The 18,258-nt window shown below is 71.8% G+C and carries 18 protein-coding genes and 1 pseudogene; 9 read left to right on the top strand and 10 right to left on the bottom strand.

The genetic code is table 11. The annotated features are described in order from the left end of the window. Window positions 1–36 precede the first annotated feature (36 nt). A complete protein-coding gene (locus OIB37_RS05855) occupies window positions 37–1,266 on the top strand; it encodes an acyl-CoA dehydrogenase family protein (RefSeq protein WP_330456450.1) in 1,230 nt (409 codons plus the stop codon). A gap of 84 nt (window positions 1,267–1,350) precedes the next feature. Here OIB37_RS05855 and OIB37_RS05850 read toward each other — a convergent pair whose 3' ends face one another. The 8 genes and pseudogenes from OIB37_RS05850 to OIB37_RS05815 form a co-directional block, all read right to left on the bottom strand. Further along, window positions 1,351–1,872 (bottom strand): cupin domain-containing protein, encoded by a 522-nt coding sequence (locus OIB37_RS05850; RefSeq protein WP_330456449.1) that lies wholly within the window; start codon window positions 1,870–1,872, stop codon window positions 1,351–1,353. 7 nt (window positions 1,873–1,879) lie between these two features. Then, window positions 1,880–3,094 (bottom strand): cytochrome P450, encoded by a 1,215-nt coding sequence (locus tag OIB37_RS05845; RefSeq protein ID WP_330456448.1) that lies wholly within the window; start codon window positions 3,092–3,094, stop codon window positions 1,880–1,882. Window positions 3,095–3,103: 9 nt separating this feature from the next. Further along, window positions 3,104–4,156: a type III polyketide synthase gene (locus OIB37_RS05840; RefSeq protein WP_330456447.1), complete on the bottom strand. Its 1,053-nt coding sequence runs from the start codon at window positions 4,154–4,156 to the stop codon at window positions 3,104–3,106. Window positions 4,157–4,425: 269 nt separating this feature from the next. Then, window positions 4,426–4,659, bottom strand: a complete 234-nt coding sequence (locus OIB37_RS05835) for a DUF6213 family protein (protein ID WP_330456446.1) — start codon at window positions 4,657–4,659, stop codon at window positions 4,426–4,428. 102 nt (window positions 4,660–4,761) lie between these two features. Beyond that, a complete protein-coding gene (locus OIB37_RS05830; protein WP_330456445.1) occupies window positions 4,762–6,147 on the bottom strand; it encodes an NADP-dependent succinic semialdehyde dehydrogenase in 1,386 nt (461 codons plus the stop codon). A 97-nt stretch (window positions 6,148–6,244) separates the two neighbouring features. Further along, complete coding sequence (locus OIB37_RS05825) at window positions 6,245–6,718, bottom strand: NUDIX domain-containing protein (protein WP_330456444.1); 474 nt, start codon at window positions 6,716–6,718, stop codon at window positions 6,245–6,247. Further along, a complete protein-coding gene (locus OIB37_RS05820) occupies window positions 6,715–8,253 on the bottom strand; it encodes an ATP-dependent DNA ligase (protein WP_330456443.1) in 1,539 nt (512 codons plus the stop codon). Before OIB37_RS05820 ends, OIB37_RS05825 begins: the two co-directional genes overlap by 4 nt. Window positions 8,254–8,305: 52 nt before the next feature. Further along, window positions 8,306–8,617, bottom strand: a pseudogene (locus tag OIB37_RS05815) (FAD-binding protein); the annotation flags it as partial. 63 nt (window positions 8,618–8,680) lie between these two features. Here OIB37_RS05815 and OIB37_RS05810 point away from each other — a divergent pair. The 7 genes from OIB37_RS05810 (at window position 8,681) to OIB37_RS05780 (ending at window position 14,771) form a co-directional block, all read left to right on the top strand. After that, a complete protein-coding gene (locus tag OIB37_RS05810) occupies window positions 8,681–9,289 on the top strand; it encodes a helix-turn-helix domain-containing protein (RefSeq protein ID WP_330456442.1) in 609 nt (202 codons plus the stop codon). Between the two features lie 83 nt (window positions 9,290–9,372). Continuing rightward, window positions 9,373–10,344: an NADPH:quinone oxidoreductase family protein gene (locus OIB37_RS05805; RefSeq protein ID WP_330456441.1), complete on the top strand. Its 972-nt coding sequence runs from the start codon at window positions 9,373–9,375 to the stop codon at window positions 10,342–10,344. Continuing rightward, window positions 10,341–11,522 (top strand): acyl-CoA dehydrogenase family protein, encoded by a 1,182-nt coding sequence (locus OIB37_RS05800; protein WP_330456440.1) that lies wholly within the window; start codon window positions 10,341–10,343, stop codon window positions 11,520–11,522. The genes OIB37_RS05805 and OIB37_RS05800 overlap by 4 nt, the downstream gene beginning before the upstream one ends. Beyond that, entirely contained in the window at window positions 11,519–12,658 is a 1,140-nt protein-coding gene (locus OIB37_RS05795; RefSeq protein WP_330456439.1) for an acyl-CoA dehydrogenase family protein, read from the top strand. Before OIB37_RS05800 ends, OIB37_RS05795 begins: the two co-directional genes overlap by 4 nt. Window positions 12,659–12,830: 172 nt before the next feature. Next, the gene (locus OIB37_RS05790; RefSeq protein WP_330456438.1) at window positions 12,831–13,694 is read left to right on the top strand and encodes a phosphatidylinositol-specific phospholipase C/glycerophosphodiester phosphodiesterase family protein; all 864 of its coding nucleotides are present in this window, start codon (window positions 12,831–12,833) and stop codon (window positions 13,692–13,694) included. Between the two features lie 103 nt (window positions 13,695–13,797). Further along, on the top strand, window positions 13,798–13,992 hold the full coding sequence (locus OIB37_RS05785; RefSeq protein ID WP_330456437.1) for a hypothetical protein: 195 nt from the start codon (window positions 13,798–13,800) through the stop codon (window positions 13,990–13,992). A gap of 152 nt (window positions 13,993–14,144) precedes the next feature. Then, window positions 14,145–14,771 carry a response regulator transcription factor gene (locus OIB37_RS05780; protein WP_330456436.1) on the top strand — a complete coding sequence of 209 codons (627 nt, stop codon included), beginning with the start codon at window positions 14,145–14,147 and terminating at the stop codon, window positions 14,769–14,771. A gap of 42 nt (window positions 14,772–14,813) precedes the next feature. Here the strand turns inward: OIB37_RS05780 and OIB37_RS05775 are convergent, their stop codons facing one another. Further along, on the bottom strand, window positions 14,814–14,966 hold the full coding sequence (locus OIB37_RS05775; protein ID WP_330456435.1) for a hypothetical protein: 153 nt from the start codon (window positions 14,964–14,966) through the stop codon (window positions 14,814–14,816). A gap of 285 nt (window positions 14,967–15,251) precedes the next feature. Here OIB37_RS05775 and OIB37_RS05770 point away from each other — a divergent pair, with 285 nt between their 5' ends. Continuing rightward, complete coding sequence (locus OIB37_RS05770) at window positions 15,252–16,592, top strand: hypothetical protein (protein WP_330456434.1); 1,341 nt, start codon at window positions 15,252–15,254, stop codon at window positions 16,590–16,592. 328 nt (window positions 16,593–16,920) lie between these two features. On the opposite strand, the gene OIB37_RS05765 is transcribed toward OIB37_RS05770, so the two are convergent. After that, entirely contained in the window at window positions 16,921–18,075 is a 1,155-nt protein-coding gene (locus OIB37_RS05765) for a hypothetical protein (RefSeq protein WP_330456433.1), read from the bottom strand. Window positions 18,076–18,258: the final 183 nt, after the last annotated feature.

Raw genomic sequence — 18,258 nt, 5'->3', positions numbered from 1 at the left:
CGCTAGTAACACCGTACGTGCGCCGCTGGAGGGGACATGGCCGAGTTCACCATGGAGCTCAACGACGAACAGAAGGAGGTCCGGGACTGGCTGCACGGCTTCGCCGCCGATGTGATCCGCCCCGCGGCCGCCGAATGGGACGAGCGTGAGGAGACTCCCTGGCCGGTCATCCAGGAGGCCGCGAAGGTCGGCATCTACTCCCTCGACTTCTACGCACAGCAGTACTTCGACCCCACCGGCCTCGGCATACCCATGGCCATGGAGGAACTGTTCTGGGGCGACGCGGGCATCGCCCTCTCCATCGTGGGCACCGGCCTCGCCGCCGTGGGCGTTCTCGCCAACGGGACCGAGGAGCAGATCGGCACCTGGATCCCGCAGATGTACGGCGACCCGACCGACGTCAAGGTCGCGGCCTTCTGCTCCTCCGAGCCCGACGCCGGCTCCGACGTGGCCTCCCTGCGGACGCGCGCGGTGTACGACGAGGCCAAGGACGAGTGGGTGATCAACGGCACGAAGACCTGGGCGACCAACGGCGGCATCGCCGAGGTCCACGTCGTCGTCGCCTGCGTCGACCCGGAGCTGGGCTCCAAGGGCCACGCCTCCTTCATCGTCCCGCCGGGCACACCGGGCCTCGCGCAGGGCCAGAAGTTCAAGAAGCACGGTATCCGCGCCTCGCACACCGCCGAGGTCGTCCTCGACAATGTCCGCGTGCCCGGCTCCTGTCTGCTCGGCGGCAAGGAGAAGCTGGACGAGCGGCTCGCCCGCGCCCGGGAGAAGGCGAAGGCTTCAGGCGGTGAGAGGGTCAAGAACGCGGCGATGGCCACGTTCGAGGCTTCGCGGCCGGCCGTGGGCGCGATGGCGGTCGGTACCGCCCGGGCCGCCTACGAGGTCGCCCTCGACTACGCCAGGACCCGTGAGCAGTTCGGGCGCCCGATCATCGACAACCAGGGCGTCGCCTTCCAGCTCGCCGACATGCGGACGCAGATCGACGCGGCGCGGCTGCTGGTGTGGCGGGCCTCGTGGATGGCGGTCAACGGGAAGCCGTTCACCGCGGCCGAGGGGTCGATGTCGAAGCTGTTCGCCAGTGAGACGGCGAAGAAGGTGACCGCGCAGGCGATCCAGATCCTCGGCGGGAACGGGTACACGCGGGAGTACCCCGTCGAGCGGATGCACCGCGACGCCGCCATTTACACGATCTTCGAGGGGACGAGCGAGATCCAGCGGCTGGTCATCGCGCGGACGTTGGCCGGGATGCCGATCCGGTAGCGCCGTGGGGGGTATCTGCGCGATCCGGGCCGCGGGTTCGTCGTGGCCGGTCGCGCAGTTCCCCGCGCCCCTGGGTGGGGATACTCACCTGTGTCGCAGAGGGGTCAGTTGCTCGATGTCGTACTTGGCCCTCAGGGCCTCGATGGCTTCCTGGTCCGGGGGTCCTCCGTTTCCCAGGATCTCCAGCAGTTCCTCGAAGTAGCGTTCGTGATCGGGCGGTGGGGACGCCTGGAAGAACATCCTCGCCGGCGTGTCCGTCGGGTTCGCGAAGGCGTGGGGGCAGCCGGGGGGTACGGCGATGACCGTGCCCGGCGTGGCGCGCACCACGCGGCTGCCCGAACACGACTCCCACTTCCGCCAGTTGTCAGGGGTGCGGATGCGGGGCTCGAAGGCGAGGACGTCCAGCTCGCCTTCGAGGACGTAGAACAACTCCTCGCTGTGCGTGTGCACATGGGCGCCGACGTCGAAACCCGGCGGGACCTCCACCTCGAAGGTGGAGGCCATCCGCGAGTGGGTGCCGGTGACCTTGAACGTGACCCGCTGGGCCGGCGTCTCCACGACGCGGCCGTGCCCGGGCGGTACGAGCAGTCCCTCGGTCGCCGTCATGGGCCGCTCACCACGTCACCGGCAGGGCCTCGGGCCCGCGGATCAACGCGCCCTTCCTGAAGGGCACCTGGTCGGGCGGGACGGCCAGCCTCAGCCCGGGCACCCGGTCCAGCAGCGCGTCGACCAGCAGCTCCGACTCCATGCGGGCGAGCTGGCCGCCCGGACAGTAGTGCGGGCCGAAGCCGAACGACACGTGCGGGTTGGGGCTGCGGGAGAGGTCGATGGTCTCCGGGTCGGGGAAGACGTCCGGGTCGCGGTTGGCGGCCAGGTAGGACACGTAGACCGGGTCGCCGGCGCGAATGCGGTGGCCACCGAGCTCCACGTCCTCCCGCGCGATCCGGGAGAGGCCGACGGCGTTGCGGTGCGGGATGTAGCGCAGCAGTTCGTCGATGCCCCTGGGCCGGATCGCGGGGTCGTCGCGCAGCCGTTCGGCCAGGTCGGGGCGGGTCAGCAGCAGGTAGAACATCTGCCCGCTGTTGTTCGTGACCGCCTCGCCGCCGATCTGGAGGAGGACGGAGAGACCGACGGCCTCCTCCATGGTGACCTCGCCCCGGCCCACGGCGGCGCCGAGCAGCGAGGTGACGTCCTCGGACGTGCTGTCCGCGCGCACGGCGACGAGGTCGGCGAAGTAGCCGCTCATCTCGCGCTTGGCCTGCTCGCTGACCTCCTTGCCGTGCGCGGAGGACAGGATCAGCTGCGTCCAGTCGTGCATGGCGTGCCGGTCGGCGGCCGGCACCCCCATCAACTCGCAGATCACCGCGATGGGGAAGGGGCTGAGCACCGCCGCCGTGAGATCGGCGGGCGGGCCGTCCTGCAGGAGTTCGTCCACCAGTTCGTCCAGCATGCCGCGCGCCCTGTCCCGGATCCGTTCCACCCCCTTCGCGGTGAACGCGGGGGCGACCGCGCGGCGCAGCCGCGTGTGGTCGGGCGGGTCGAGGAAGCCGACCGCGCCCCGGTCCGGGATGAAGTGCGGCGCGAGCCGGGTGACCGGATGGTCCATGACCGCCTCGCGGCTGAAGCGGGGGTCGTTGGCCACCATGCGTACGTCGTCGTACCGGGTGACCAGCCAGGCCCAGCCCTCGCCGTTGGGCAGCCGGACGCGGGTGACCGGGCCCTCGCGCATCAGCTCGCTCAGTACCGGGTCGAAGTCCGTCCCGGTCAGGTCGAGTGCCGGCCACTCCCGGACCGAGGCCGGGGGCTCGATGAGCGTTTCTTCGGTCATGGTGTCGCCTCAGTCCTCGTTGACCCAACGGCCCACGGTCATCTCGGCGGTGATGCCGGGCCCGAAGCCGGCCAGCAGGCCGCGCGCCCCGTTCTCGGCACCGCCCTCGTCGAACATCCGGCGCAGCGCGTCGAGGACGACGGCGCTGGCGATGTTGCCGTACTCGGTCAGCGTGGAGCGGCTGAACCGGAAGGCGTGCGGCTCGACCTTGAGGAACTTGCTGAGGTCGTCGAGTATTCGGGGGCCGCCGGCGTGGATGATGTAGAAGTCCAGCTCGGAGGCGTTCCAGCCGTGGTTGCCCGCGAGCTCGTGGAGCGCCGGGGCGAGCGGCTCCATCGTGGTCGGCACCCGCTTGTCCAGCAGGAAGTGGAAGCCGGTGTCCCGGACGTCGTACGCGATCCAGTCCTCGGTCTTGGGGATCAGGTACGAGCCGTTGCGCTCCAGCCGCACGCCCGTGCCGCCCTGGCCGCGGACCACGGCGGCCGCGATGCCGTCGCCGAACAGGCCGTTGGAGAGCAGCGAGCCGACGCCGAGGTCGAGGGGCTGGTAGCACAGCGAGCAGAACTCGCAGGCCACGATGAGGGCGTTGGCCTCGGGGTAGGCCGAACAGAAGTCGTGCGCCCGGTTGATGGCCGCGCCGCCGGCCGCACAGCCCAGCTGGGCCATGGGGAGCTGCCGGGTGTTGCTCGGGAAGTCCATCTCGTTGATCAGCCACGCGGTGAGCGAGGGCATCATGAAGCCCGTGCACGACACGTAGATGATGACGTCGATGTCGGAGGTGAGGACCTCGGCGTCGTCGAGCGCCCGCTGGATCACCGCGGGAACACGGGCCTTCGCCTCCGCCTCGTACAGCTTGTTGCGCTGCTGGAAACCGGGGTGCTTCAGGGTCTCTTCGATGGGCTGCACGATGTGCCGGGTGCGCACTCCGGTGTTCTCGATCAGCCGGAGGGCCAGGGCAAGCTGCGGGTGGTCCGCGTGCCGCTCACGCGCCAGCCGCAGCGTGTCCTCCATCGTGATCACGTATTCCGGCACGGACACCGAGGGTCTGCACAAAGTCGCCATGAGCCGTCCCTGCTTTCGCCGTCCGGCGGGCCTTTGCCCACCGGTCAGAAGGTGGTCCATTCAGACTCACCCGAGAGGGCTACGATCTCGCGCCGGGTTACTCCGAATCGGGGACGGCGGACAGTGACAGCTTTGGCCGACGGTGGCTCTTCCCGCAGGCCAGCGTGTGTGGGAGACACCCTGAACGGCACCAGCCCAACAGGCCCGGAACCGCGCCGAGATCACCCCGGGCCGCGGCGGCCGTTCCCCCCGCGGCGCCCCTCTCCCGGCTACGGCGCCCCACTGCTGTGGGCGATGCACGCCACGTCGATACGGTCCGCCAGCTTCGCCAGCTCGATGGTCAGCGCGGCGACCGTGTCCTCGTCCAGCCCCCGCTCCCCGGCCTCGACGAGATGCAGCCACCGCGCCCCCAGGGTCCGCAGCAGCCCGCTCACATCGGCGGCAGCCACCTGCAGGGTTCCACGGTCGTCGACGATCAGAGGCAGAGTCACTTCGCGGTTCACAAAACGGATGCTAGGCCCTGTCCGTGCGATCCCGCGGAATCGCCGGGCCCGGCACGCCCATCCTCGGGCCGATCCGTCGCACAGGCCCTGGTCACGCGGTCCTCAGGCGCCCTGCCAGACCGTGGTGATGTTGCAGAACTCCCGGATCCCCTCGGCCGACAGCTCACGCCCGTAGCCCGACCGCTTCACCCCGCCGAACGGGAACCCCGGGTACGAGGCCGTCATCCCGTTGACGTACACCCCGCCGGCCTCCAGATCCCGTGCACACCGCTCGACTTCGTGCTCGTCCCGCGTCCACACGTTCGAACTCAGCCCGAACGGCGAGTCGTTGGCGATGAGCAGCGCCTCGTCCAGGTCGGCGGCCCGGTACACCGTGGCGACCGGCCCGAACGCCTCCTCCCGGTGGATGCGCATCTCCCGGGTGATCCCCGCGAGCACGGTCGGCGGGTAGTACCAGCCCGGTCCGTCGGGGCGCTCGCCGCCGCACAGCACCTCGGCCCCGCTCCGCTTCGCGTCGTCGACCAGTTCCTCCACATCGGCGCGCCCCTGCGCGGTGGCGAGCGGCCCGACGTCGGTGTCCTCCTCCAGCGGGTCGCCGACCGTGAGCGCCTTCATCCCCGCGACGAACCTCTCCACGAAGGCGTCGTACACGTCGGTGTGCACGATGAACCGCTTGGCGGCGATGCACGACTGCCCGTTGTTCTGCACCCGCGCGGTCACCGCGACCTCGGCCGCCCGGTCGAGGTCGGCGGAGGGCATGACGAGGAACGGATCGCTGCCGCCCAGCTCCAGCACCGTCTTCTTGATCATCTCGCCGGCGGTGGAGGCGACCGCGCGCCCGGCCGGCTCGCTGCCGGTAAGGGTCGCCGCCTTGACCCGCTCGTCGCGCAGGATGTCGTCGACCGCCCCCGCGCCGATCAGCAGGGTCTGGAAGCAGCCCTCGGGGAAGCCCGCCCGGTGGAAGAGGTCCTCCAGGTACAGGGCGGTCCGGGGGACGTTCGAGGCGTGCTTGAGCAGGCCCACGTTGCCCGCCATCAGCGCGGGCGCGGCGAAGCGGACCACCTGCCAGAGCGGGAAGTTCCAGGGCATCACCGCGAGCACGGGGCCCAGCGGGCGGTAGGTGATGCGTACCCGGGAGGCCCCGGAAGCCCGGACGTCCGACTCGGGCGGTACCACGTCGGCCAGCAGGCCCTCGGCCCGTTCGGCGTACCAGCGCATGGCCTTGGCGCACTTGGCGACCTCCGCGCGCGCCTGCGTGACCGGCTTGCCCATCTCGATGGACATGACCCAGGCGACCTCCTGCTGGTCCTCGTCCAGCAGGTCGGCGGCCTTGTTCATCCGGCGGGCGCGCTCGGCGAACGGGGACGTGCGATAGGTGCGGAAGGTGGCCTCGGCGAGCTGGAGGCGCCGCTCCAGCTCCTCCTCGCCCATGGGCTCGTACGTCTTGAGTGTCTCGCCGTCCGCCGGGTTCACCGTCGCGATGGGCATGGCCGACCTCCCTGGAAACGGGCTGTGTCTCGACCTTCGCGCGCGGCACGGGCCGTCGCAACGCGTGGTCCCCTGTTCAGCCGCCGCGTTGCGCTGTTCAGCCGGTATGCTCCGCCAGCCGGTCGAGGAACGCGCTCTGCCCCTTGACCAGCACCGCGCGGGCGCGGCCGAGGCCGAGCCACTCCACCCGGTCCAGCTCGGGGAACTCCTGCGTCCGGCCCGAGCGCGGGGGCCACTCCATCGTGAAGGTTCCCGGGGTGATCGTCGCCGGGTCCAGGTCGGCCTCGACCGCCCACGCAGTGACGATCTTGCCGTTGGCCTGCGCGATCTCGCCCAGCGGTACGGCCTCCCCGTCGGGCGGGGCCAGCCCCAGTTCCTCCTGGAACTCCCGCCGGGCCGCCTCCCAGGCGGGCTCGTCCGGCTCGTACTCGCCCTTGGGCACGGTCCACGCCCCCGCGTCCTTCTTCGCGAAGAACGGGCCTCCCATATGGCCGAGCAACACCTCCAGCCCGTCGTCGGTGTGCCGGAACAACAGCAGTCCCGCACTCCGCTTCGTCGCACGCACCGTCACGGTGTGACCTCCGGGTGGGCCGCCAGCAGGGCCTCCACCGTATCGGCCTCCTCGGGCCGCTTGTCCTCGCGGTAGCGGACCACGCGCGCGAAGCGCAGGGTGACACCGGCCGGGTAGCGGGAGGAGCGCTGGAGGCCGTCGTAGGCGATCTCCACGACGAGTTCGGGGCGTACGGTCACGCCCCAGCCGTGATCCTCGACGGCCAGCTCCCGGAGCTTCTCCGTCTGCCAGGCGAGCATCGAGTCGGTCATGCCCTTGAAGGTCTTTCCGAGCATCGCGAAGCCGCCGTCCGGGGTGCGGGCGCCAAGGTGGAGGTTGGACAGCTTCCCGGTGCGGCGGCCGTGCCCCCACTCGGCGGCCAGCACCACGAGGTCGAGCGTGTGCACGGGCTTGACCTTCAGCCAGGAGGCGCCCCGCCGGCCCGCGCTGTAGGGGGCGTCCAGGCCCTTGACGACCACCCCCTCGTGGCCGCGCGCCAGGGTGTCGGCGAGGAAGCGCTCCGCCTCCGTGACGTCCTCCGGACCGGACACCAGCGTCCGGCGCACCCGCATCGGCTCGGGCACCAGCCCGGCCAGCTCCGCGTGCCGCTCGGTGAAGGGGAGGTCCAGCAGGTCCCGGCCGTCCACGGACAGCGCGTCGAAGAACACGGGCGAGACCGGGACCGCCCCGGCGGCCCTCGCCACGTCCACCCGGGAGCCGACCCGGCCCGCCGTCTCCTGGAAGGAGCGGGGCCGGCCGTCCGGGCCGAGGGAGATCACCTCGCCGTCCAGGATGAACCGTTCGCCCGGCAGTTCCAGCGCGGCGGTGCGCACTTCGGGCAGCCGGTCGGTGATGTCGTCCAGCGTGCGGGTGTGGATCCGCACCGTGTCGCCGTCCCGGTGGACCTGGACCCGGATACCGTCCAGCTTCTCCTCGACCGCGCACGCGCCCAGCTTCCCGACCGCCTCGGCGACCGAGGAGGCGCTCTGCGCCAGCATCGGCAGCACCGGGCGGCCGACGGTGAGCCGGAACCCGTCGAGCGAGGCGGGCCCGTCGGCGAGCAGGGCCCGGGCCACCGTCTGGAGCGACCCGGCGAGCATCACCGCCCGGCGTACGTCCGACGCGTCCGCTCCGGTCGCCTGCGCCAGGCCCTCCACCGCGACCGCGTCCAGCGCGCCCTGGCGGACCTCGCCGGTGAGCAGACCGAGCAGGAAGTGCTGCTCGCCCTCGGTGGCCGCGCCCATCAGCTCGCCGACGATCCGGGCCCGTTCCGCCTGGGAGCCGGGCCCGGACACGTTGCCCAGCTCGGTGAGCCGGGCGTCGACCTCCCGCACGGTGAGGGAGGGCTCGGCGGCAGGCGGCACCGGACGGCTCAGCACCTTCCAGCCGACGCCGAGCCGCCCCTGGGGCAGCCGCCCCGCGAGATACGGGATGACGATCGGTACGTCGTCCGCCTCCGCGTCTTGGAACAGCTCCGCGAGCAGCGCGGTCTTACGGTTCCGGGCCGCCGTCGCGGCGACCTCCCGGGACACCTCCGCCAGCCGGGTCAGCAGCATGCAGTCATGGTGCACCGGAGCCGCGCGGACTACACCCGCACGGCCGTGCCGCGTCCTCCCGCCGTGCCGCGTCCACCACGCGGTCCCGGACCAGCTCCACGCCGTACCGCGCGATCTCCTCGCGCCCCGCGGCCAGGAACTCGGCGGGTGACATGCCGTCCCGGGACAGATAGCCCCGCATGTGCGCGGACGGCGCGTTGCGCGGCTCGCCCGCGTCGACGACCAGGGTGCGGCGCCGGGCCCGGCCCAGCACCAGCGCGGCGGACAGGCCGGCCGCGCCGCCTCCGGCGACGACCGCTTCGAAACTCTCGGACGCGAATGCGAATTCCTTGCCGGGACTCTCGGTCAAGACGACCACCTCCATGCCCGACGGTCACCCACGGCCTGCCGCATTGACAAACAGCTTTGCCGATTCTGCAATATCGGTATGGCTGATACGAGTGACGGCGCCGAGAGCACCGACGAGGTCCTGGCGGGGGTCGGCCCGCGCCTGCGGCGGATCCGGAAGGAGCGGGAGGTGACCCTCGCGGCCCTGTCCGAGACCACGGGTATCTCCGTCAGCACCCTGTCGCGGCTGGAGTCCGGCCTGCGCAGACCCAGTCTGGAACTGCTGCTGCCCATCGCCCGGGCGCACCAGGTCCCGCTGGACGAACTGGTCGGGGCCCCGTCGGTCGGTGACCCCCGGGTACGGGCCAAGCCCATGCGGCGCGACGGCCGCACGTTCTGGCCGCTGACCCGGCAGCCGGGCGGCCTGCAGGCGTACAAGGTCGTCGAACCGCGGCGCGATCAGGCGCCGGACCCGCGCACCCACGAGGGCTACGAGTGGCTGTACGTGCTGGCGGGGCGGCTGCGGCTGGTGCTCGGCGAACACGACGTGGTGCTGTCCGCGGGGGAGGCGGCCGAGTTCGACACCCGTGTCCCGCACTGGTTCGGGTCCGCCGGGGAGGGGCCCGTGGAGTTCCTGAGCCTGTTCGGGCCGCAGGGGGAGCGGATGCATGTGCGGGCGCGGCCCGCCGCGCGCGGCCAAGTGGACTGACTTCCGCTGTTCCCTGATCGAGAAGCGACCGCTTAGTATGCCGTCGGACCCGGTCAGACGAAGCAGTCCCGTGGAGGCCCCGCATGCAGGCATGGCAAGTGCACGAGAACGGCGAGCCCAGCGAGGTGATGCGCCTGGCGGAGGTGGAGCGGCCCACGCCCGGCGACGGCCAGGTGCTGCTGCGCGTGCGGGCCGCCAACATCAACTTCCCGGACGCGCTGCTGTGCCGGGGCCAGTACCAGATCCGTCCGCCGCTGCCCTTCACGCCCGGTGTGGAGATCTGCGCCGAGACCGAGGACGGCCGCCGGGTGATCGCCAACCCGGCCCTGCCGTACGGCGGCTTCGCCGAGTACGCCGTCGCCGACGCCCGCGCCCTGCTGCCCGCGCCCGAGTCGCTGGACGACGCCGAGGCCGCCGCGCTGCACATCGGCTACCAGACGGGCTGGTTCGGTCTGCACCGCAGGGCCAACCTCCAGGCGGGGGAGACCCTCCTCGTGCACGCCGCCGCCGGTGGCGTCGGCAGCGCGGCCGTGCAGCTCGGCAAGGCGGCCGGAGCACGGGTCGTCGGCGTCGTGGGCGGCGCCGGCAAGGCCGCCGTCGCCCGGGACCTGGGCTGCGACGTCGTCGTCGACCGCCACTCCGAGGACGTCGTCGCGGCCGTCAAGGAAGCCACTGGCGGGCGCGGCGCGGACGTCGTGTACGACCCCGTCGGCGGCGAGGCCTACACGCAGTCCGCCAAGCTGGTCGCCTTCGAGGGCCGGATCGTGGTCGTCGGCTTCGCCGGCGGCACCATCCCGGCCCCCGCGCTCAACCACGCGCTGGTGAAGAACTACTCGATCATGGGCCTGCACTGGGGCCTGTACAACACCAAGAACCCGAAGCTGGTCCAGCACTGCCACGAGCAGCTGACCGAGCTGGCCGCGCGCGGCGCGATCAAGCCGCTGGTGAGCGAGCGGGTGCCGCTGGACGGGGCCGCCGCCGCCGTGCAGCGCGTCGCCGACGGGGTCACCACCGGCCGCGTGGCCGTGCTGGTGGGGAAGGGAGACACGGCATGACCGACGCAGCCGAACTCAAGCGCCGTACAGCGGACTTGCTGGCCGCACACCCGCCGGCGACCACGAGTGGTGTGGAGTTCCTCAGGGCCCGCTTCGACGCCGGCCTCGCCTGGGTGCACTACCCGGAGGGCCTCGGCGGACTCGGTGCGCCGCGCGCGCTCCAGGCCGTCGTGGACGCCGAACTCGCGGCCGCGGACGCCCCCGACAACGACCCCCGGCGCATCGGCATCGGCCTAGGCATGGCCGCCCCGACCATCCTGCGCTACGGCACCGAGGAGCAGAAGCGGCGCTTCCTGCGCCCGCTGTGGACCGGCGAGGAGGTCTGGTGCCAGCTGTTCAGCGAGCCGGGCGCCGGCTCCGACCTCGCGGCGCTCGGTACGCGGGCCGTCCGTGAGGGCGACGACTGGATCGTCGACGGGCAGAAGGTGTGGACCTCCAGCGCCCACCTCGCCCGCTGGGCCATCCTCATCGCCCGCACCGACCCGAGCGTGCCCAAGCACGCCGGCATCACCTACTTCATCTGCGACATGACCGACCCCGGGGTCGAGGTGCGGCCGCTGCGCCAGATCACCGGCGAGGCCGAGTTCAACGAGGTCTTCCTCACCGGCGTCCGCATCCCCGACGCCCACCGCCTCGGCGAGGTCGGCGACGGCTGGCGGGTCGCGCAGACCACGCTGATGAACGAGCGCGTCTCCATCGGCGGCATGCGGCTGCCCCGCGAGGGCGGCATGATCGGCCCGATCGCCAGGACCTGGCGGGAGCGCCCCGAACTGCGCACCCACGACCTGCATCAGCGGCTGCTGCGGCTCTGGGTCGACTCCGAGGTCTCCCGTCTCACCGCCGAACGCCTGCGCCAGCAGCTCGTCGCCGGCCAGCCCGGCTACGAGGGCTCCGGCATGAAGCTCGCCTTCGCCCGCCTCAACCAGGAGATCAGCGGCCTGGAGGTCGAACTCCGGGGCGAGGAAGGCCTGCTGTACGACGACTGGACCATGCGCCGCCCCGAGCTGGTCGACTTCACCGGCCGCGACGCCGGCTACCGCTACCTGCGCTCCAAGGGCAACAGCATCGAGGGCGGGACCAGCGAGGTCCTGCTGAACATCGTCGCCGAGCGCGTCCTCGGTCTGCCCGCCGAACCGCGCACCGACAAGGACGTCGCCTGGAAGGACCTCGCCCGATGAGCACGACGAACGCGACGGGTACACCGAGCGCCGAGCCCGACCTGCTGTACTCGGAGGAGGAAGAGGCGCTCCGCGCCGCCGTCCGTGACCTGCTCGGCGACCACTGTGACGCCGCCGGTGTGATCGCCCGCACCGAGTCCGACGCCCCGCACGACCTCGCCCTGTGGAAGTCCCTCGCCGACAGCATGGGCCTCGCCGGGCTGCTGGTCCCCGAGGCGCTGGGCGGCCAGGGCGCCACGCACCGCGAAGTCGCCGTGGTGCTGGAGGAACTGGGCCGCGCCGTGGCACCCGTGCCGTACCTCACCAGCGCGGTCGTGGCCACCGAGGCCCTGCTCGCCTGCGCGGACGAGGAACTGCTGGGCCGCCTGGCCTCCGGGCGCACCATCGGCGCGCTCGCGGTCGCCCTGCATCTCGCACCCGGCGCCGCCTTCCCGGCCGCGCGCCTCGAAGGCGGGTCCCTGCACGGCGAGTTGACCGGCATCGCGGACGCGGCCGCCGCCGACGTCCTGCTCGTCCCGGCCGACGACGGCGGACTGTACGCGGTCGCCGCCGACGCGGTGACGATCACCCCGCAGCCCTCCCTGGACCTGACCCGCCCCCTCGCCACCGTCACCCTCGACGGCACCCCCGGCCGCCGCCTCGGCGACGCCGAACCGGCCGTACGACGGGCCCTGCGAGCCGCTGCCGGACTGCTCGCCTCCGAGCAACTCGGCCTGGCGGACTGGACGTTGACCGAGACGGTCCGGTACCTGAAGGAACGCAAGCAGTTCAACCGGCCCGTCGGCGGCTTCCAGGCGATCAAGCACCGGCTCGCCCAGCTGTGGCTGGAAGTCGTCAGCCTCCGGGCTGCCGCCCGCAACGCCGCCGACGCGCTGTCCGCCGAGCTCTCGGCCACGCCGGGTGACCCCGGCGGCGAGGACATCGACGTCGCGGTCGCCGTCGCGCAGGCGTACGCGGCGCCCGTCGCCGTCCACGCGGCAGAGGAGGCGCTCCAGTTGCACGCGGGGATCGGCATGACCTGGGAGCACCCGATCCACCTGTACCTCAAGCGGGCCAAGGCCGACTCGATCGCCTACGGCACCGCGGGTGCCCATCGCGAGGCACTGGCCCGGCTGGTCGACCTCCAGGCGCCCTGATCCACGGCACGCGAAGGCCCGCCCCACCAGGGGCGGGCCTTCGCGTGTCCGCGCTCCCGCCGAAGTGAACAGAGGGCAGCGGTCCGGCCAACTACGCGCAGGACAGGCGTGATCGAGGGCGAACGCACGCATACTCTCCCCGGTCCCGTCCGGCCCTCAAGGGAGGCAGCACATGGCCCTCACCACCCGTCGCAGAGCCCTCACCACCCTCGGCGCGTCCCTCGCGGGCGCGATCGCCCTGCCCGCGGGCCAGGCCCTGGCGGCAGGCGGTCACCGCGGTCCCCGGCCGCTGTGGCACGCGCACGCCCACAACGACTACGCGCACCCACGGCCCCTGGCCGACGCCCTCGACCACCGCTTCGGCAGCGTCGAGGCCGACATCTTCCTCGTCGGCGACCAACTGCTCATCGGCCACGACACCTCCGAGCTGGACCCGTCCCGCACACTCGAATCCCTCTACCTCGACCCGCTCGCCGCCCGCGTGCGAGCCAACCGGGGTTCCGTCTACCGCGGTTGGCGACAGCCCCTACAACTCCTCATCGACATCAAGACCGAGGGCTCCTCGACGTACCTCGAACTCGACCGCCACCTCAGGCGCCACCCGCACCTGTTCACCCGGTACGCGCACGGCCGCGTGCATCCGGGCCCGGTCACCGCCGTCGTCTCCGGCGACCGCGCCGCCCGCGGCCCCATGGAGGCCCAGCCCGAGCGCCGCGCCTTCTACGACGGACGGCTCACCGACCTCGGCACCTCGGCCCCCGCCGCCTTCGTCCCGCTGATCAGCGACAACTGGGCCCTGAACTTCACCTGGCTGGGCACCGGCCCCTTCCCCGGAGCGGAGCGGCGAAAGCTGCGGAGCATCACCGGCGCCGCCCACGCGCGCGGGCAGCAGATCCGGTTCTGGGAGACACCGGACGCCGCCAGCCCGGCCAGGGACGCGCTGTGGGCGGAACTCCTCGCCGGCGGGGTCGACTACCTCAACACCGACGACCTCGCCGGCCTGGAGGCCTTCCTCGCCGCACATCCGTCCACCTGACATCACACGAACGGGGGACATGTCAGCCGCCCGGACCAACCCTCCGCTACGCCACACTTACGGCCGAACGCCGCTCAAGGGGGCGTGGCGGAGGAGGTTCCCGATGGCCGTTTCCATCTCTGTGGTGCTGCTGCTCCTGATCCTGGCCGTGGTCTTCATGCGCAACGGCGCACTGAAGTTCTCGCACGCCCTGGTCTGCATGCTGCTCGGTTTCTTCCTGGCCAGCACGAGCATGGCGCCCACCATCCACAGCGGGCTCACCGCGACCGCGGAGCTGGTCAGCGGCCTGCGGCCGTGAGCCGCGGGCCCGCCGCGCTGTCCCCCGTATGGGTTATCCAGGGGTGCCGCTTCGCACGGCAGGGGTGAGTCTGGGAGCAGACGGCGGGAGCCCACCCACCGTCCGATCCGCTCGTCATTCGGCCGGTGGCCCCGCCTACGCTGGAGCTTCTGATGAGCTCTTCTGTGACGTCCATGGCCGTTGTCTGCGACTGGCCGTTGCTTCAGCTCGGTCTCGCGCAGGCGATCAACACACAACCGGACCTGCGGATCACGTTCTTCATCAAAAACGTGAAGGAGCTGATCCGGCAGGCGCATGACGTCGAGATCGTCGTGCTCATCAACCTGCAGGCGTCCGGCCAGGTGGCCTCCGACGAAGTGGCCCAGTTGCATCGCAAGGGGTACGCGGTCATCGTGCTGTCCACCTCGAAGGCGCAGACCGACGCCGTCCTCTGCATCAAGGCCGGTGCCCGCGGCTATGTGAGCCGGCAGACCGAGGGCTCGGAGCTGGTGAGAGCCATCCGCGCCGTCGCCTCGGGGCGGAGCTACTTCGGTGCCAGTCTCGCCGGCCGAAGTCTGCCGACGCCGCCGCCTCACATCACCGACCGTGAGAAGCAGATCCTGCAGCTGGTCGCCGGCGGGGCGACGGATCGCGAGATCGCCACCAGGCTGAACATCACGGAAAACACGGTTCACACGCACCTGGAGCGTCTGCGCAGGAAGAGCGGCTCCCGCCGGAGGGCCGACCTCACCCGCCTTGCCATGAAGTGCGGCGTACTGGACAACCTCACCATGGAGTGAGCGCCGGCCCGGCCCGGGCACTTCCGGCCGCTGCCGCCCGTGTCACCCGGGCCCCGCGTTCGGGCGGATGTCGCTCAGGCTGTCGACGACGGTCACCGACGGCGGAGCCGCGGGCGTGGGCACCTGGATGAGGATGGGGACGTAGACCAGCGCGCCGTGCCTGAACTCGGTCTTCGCCGAGACGCGGTAGCACACGACCGTCCCGGGATCGCTCCGCGTCGCGTAGCACCGAAGCGTCGACTTGGCAGGTGCGGCCCCGGCCTGCGATGTGCTGTGCTGCGGGGCGGGGGAACTTTGGGCAGGTGCGACCCCCGCCGCGCTGCCGACGCCGATGGTCGACAGGCAGACACAGGCCGCAGCCACAGGACGCGCGCTTCGCACCGTTTTCCTCACTCCCAGCAGCTCGGCGCACCTCGCGGAGCGCTTGGCTCCGCGAGGTGCTGACCTCATCCGAAGGAACGATCAACCCTGGGTCCCGCCTTGGGTGTTGCCGCCGCCGCCACCTTGCGTGCCGCCTTGGGTGTTGCCGCCGCCGCCACCTTGCGTGCCGCCTTGGGTGTTGCCGCCGCCGCCACCTTGCGTGCCGCCTTGGGTGTTGCCGCCGCCGCCACCTTGCGTGCCGCCTTGGGTGTTGCCAGTGCCGCCGCCCTGGGTTCCGCCTTGGGTGTTGCCAGTGCCGCCGCCCTGGGTTCCGCCTTGGGTGTTGCCAGTGCCGCCGCCCTGGGTTCCGCCTTGGGTGTTGCCAGTGCCGCCGCCCTGGGTTCCGCCTTGGGTGTTGCCGCCGCCGCCACCCTGCGTTCCGCCCTGGGTGTTACCCCGGCCGCCACCCTGCGTGCCGCCTTGGGTGTTGCCAGTGCCGCCGCCCTGGGTGCCGCCCTGGGTGTTTCCGCCGCCGCCGCCCTGGGTGCCGCCCTGGGTGTTTCCGCCGCCGCCACCGCCCTGCGTGCCGCCTTGGGTGTTGCCGCCGCCGCCACCCTGCGTCCCGCCCTGGGTGTTACCAGTGCCGCCACCCTGCGTGCCGCCCTGGGTGTTACCCCGGCCGCCACCTTGCGTGCCGCCTTGGGTGTTGCCGCCGCCGCCACCCTGGGTGCCGCCTTGGGTGTTGCCGCCGCCGCCACCTTGCGTGCCGCCTTGGGTGTTGCCGCCGCCGCCACCCTGCGTCCCGCCCTGGGTGTTACCAGTGCCGCCACCCTGCGTGCCGCCCTGGGTGTTACCCCGGCCGCCACCCTGGGTCCCGCCCTGGGTGTTTCCGCCGCCGCCCTGGGTGCCGCCTTGGGTGTTTCCGCCGCCGCCGCCCTGGGTGCCGCCTTGGGTGTTTCCGCCGCCGCCACCCTGCGTCCCGCCCTGGGTGTTACCCCGGCCGCCACCCTGCGTCCCGCCTTGGGTGTTGCCGCCGCCGCCGCCCTGGGTGCCGCCTTGGGTGTTTCCGCCGCCGCCGCCCTGGGTGCCGCCTTGGGTGTTTCCGCCGCCGCCACCCTGCGTCCCGCCCTGGGTGTTACCGCCGCCGCCACCCTGCGTGCCGCCCTGGGTGTTACCCCGGCCGCCACCCTGGGTCCCGCCCTGGGTGTTGCCAGTGCCGCCGCCCTGCGTCCCGCCTTGGGTGTTGCCGCCGCCACCCTGCGTTCCGCCCTGGGTGTTGCCGCCGCCGCCACCCTGCGTCCCGCCCTGGGTGTTACCCCGGCCACCGCCCTGGGTCCCGCCCTGGGTGTTACCCCGGCCGCCACCCTGCGTTCCGCCCTGGGTGTTTCCCCGCGGCTTGCTGGGCTTGCAGATCGTGCGGCCCTGGTTGTCCCGCGTGCAATTCGGCTTCTCCGGGACTAGCTTCAGCCCCTTCGACAAGCTGTTGCCGGCCTGCAGTTGAGCGTTGGAGGCTGTGCTGCTCGGTGCAGGCGCCGCTGTTGCAGGGGATCCGACGGAGACGAGTCCTCCCGCGAGGACCACCGACACGATTGCTGTGGCTGTCTGCTGCTTCCGACTGAGCCGCACGACGTGCTCCCTTCCTCTTCGTACAAAGCACCGATTGCTCGGCATCTAGTGATGTGCAGTCGCGGAGCGCGGCCCTCATCGTGGCGTCTCGGTCTCTGGAATCGGGACCGGCCATGTGTGAAAGTGCAGCGCATTACCGCGGTTTCGCTGGTCGTCCCGCACCTCAAGGCATGGGCTTGGTGGTGTCGGTGGCGCCGCCTTGCGTGCCGCCCTGGGTGCTGCCCGTGCCGCCGCCCTGGGTTCCGCCTTGGGTGCTGCCGGTTCCGCCGCCCTGGGTCCCGCCCTGGGTGCTGCCCGTGCCGCCGCCTTGCGTGCCGCCTTGGGTGCTGCCGGTTCCGCCGCCCTGGGTCCCGCCCTGGGTGCTGCCCGTGCCGCCGCCTTGCGTGCCGCCTTGGGTGCTGCCGGTTCCGCCGCCCTGGGTCCCGCCCTGGGTGCTGCCGGTCCCGCCACCCTGCGTCCCGCCTTGCGTGCTGCCCGTGCCGCCGCCTTGCGTGCCGCCTTGGGTGCTGCCGGTTCCGCCGCCCTGGGTCCCGCCCTGGGTGCTGCCGGTCCCGCCACCCTGCGTCCCGCCTTGGGTGCTGCCGGTCCCGCCGCCTTGCGTGCCGCCTTGGGTGCTGCCGGTCCCGCCACCCTGGGTCCCGCCCTGGGTGCTGCCGGTGCCACCGCCTTGCGTGCCGCCCTGGGTGTTCCCGGTCCCGCCCTGCGTCCCGCCCTGAGTGTTCCCGGTTCCGCCCTGCGTGCCGCCCTGGGTGTTCCCCTGGCCGCCGATCTGAGTGCCACCGATGGTGTTGCCCTGACCTCCGTTGATGGTGTTGTTGACGATGTTCGTGACGTTGTTCGTCACCTGGTTCACCACGGAGGGCGGCAACCCGAGCCTCTGCGCCTCCGCCTGTGCGGCCTGCCGTCCTATTGCGGTGGCCTGCGCCTGGGAAGCGCCACTGCGTACAGCCTGCTGTGCCGCGGCTGTGCCTTTCGCGGTTGCCTCTGCGGCGCCGCCTGTCGCGCCCGAGCCCGAACCCGCACCCGACGAACCGCACTTGACGGTGCCTACGGAAACCGGGCCGTCGCCGGAAACCGGGACCTGAATGTCGCCCTTCGACCCCGCGGAGATGCGGCTGACGGAAGCGCCGTTACGCGTGACGTTGTACGACTGATTGGGAGTGAAGCCGCTACCGCTTACCGTCCCACCCTGGACACGGCATGACGCCGCGGGGACTACGGTGGGAACGGCGGAAGCCTGGGAGGCTGGAATGAGGCAGACGGTCGATCCTGCGGAAACCACCGCCGTTATCGCGGCCGCCAGAATTCCTTTTTTCATCGATTTCCCTCCTCCTGCGGAGCGGGTCCGATTCGTCTCGCCCATGCGTCGGAAACTCAATCCAAGTCGGGGGGAAAGTGCGACGCGCCGTAAATCCGCATCATTGGACCTGGAAACTCGCACGGTCGACGAAGCGACTCAGTCCCGATACTGGTCTTGCGCATCGGTGGAGTCAACTCGAAT

It is taken from the genome of Streptomyces sp. NBC_00820 (genome assembly GCF_036347055.1).
In the GTDB taxonomy this organism is placed as follows: domain Bacteria; phylum Actinomycetota; class Actinomycetes; order Streptomycetales; family Streptomycetaceae; genus Streptomyces.
The sequence above is the reverse complement of the archived record's forward strand: the minus strand, read 5'-3'. Positions and strand labels throughout refer to the sequence as shown.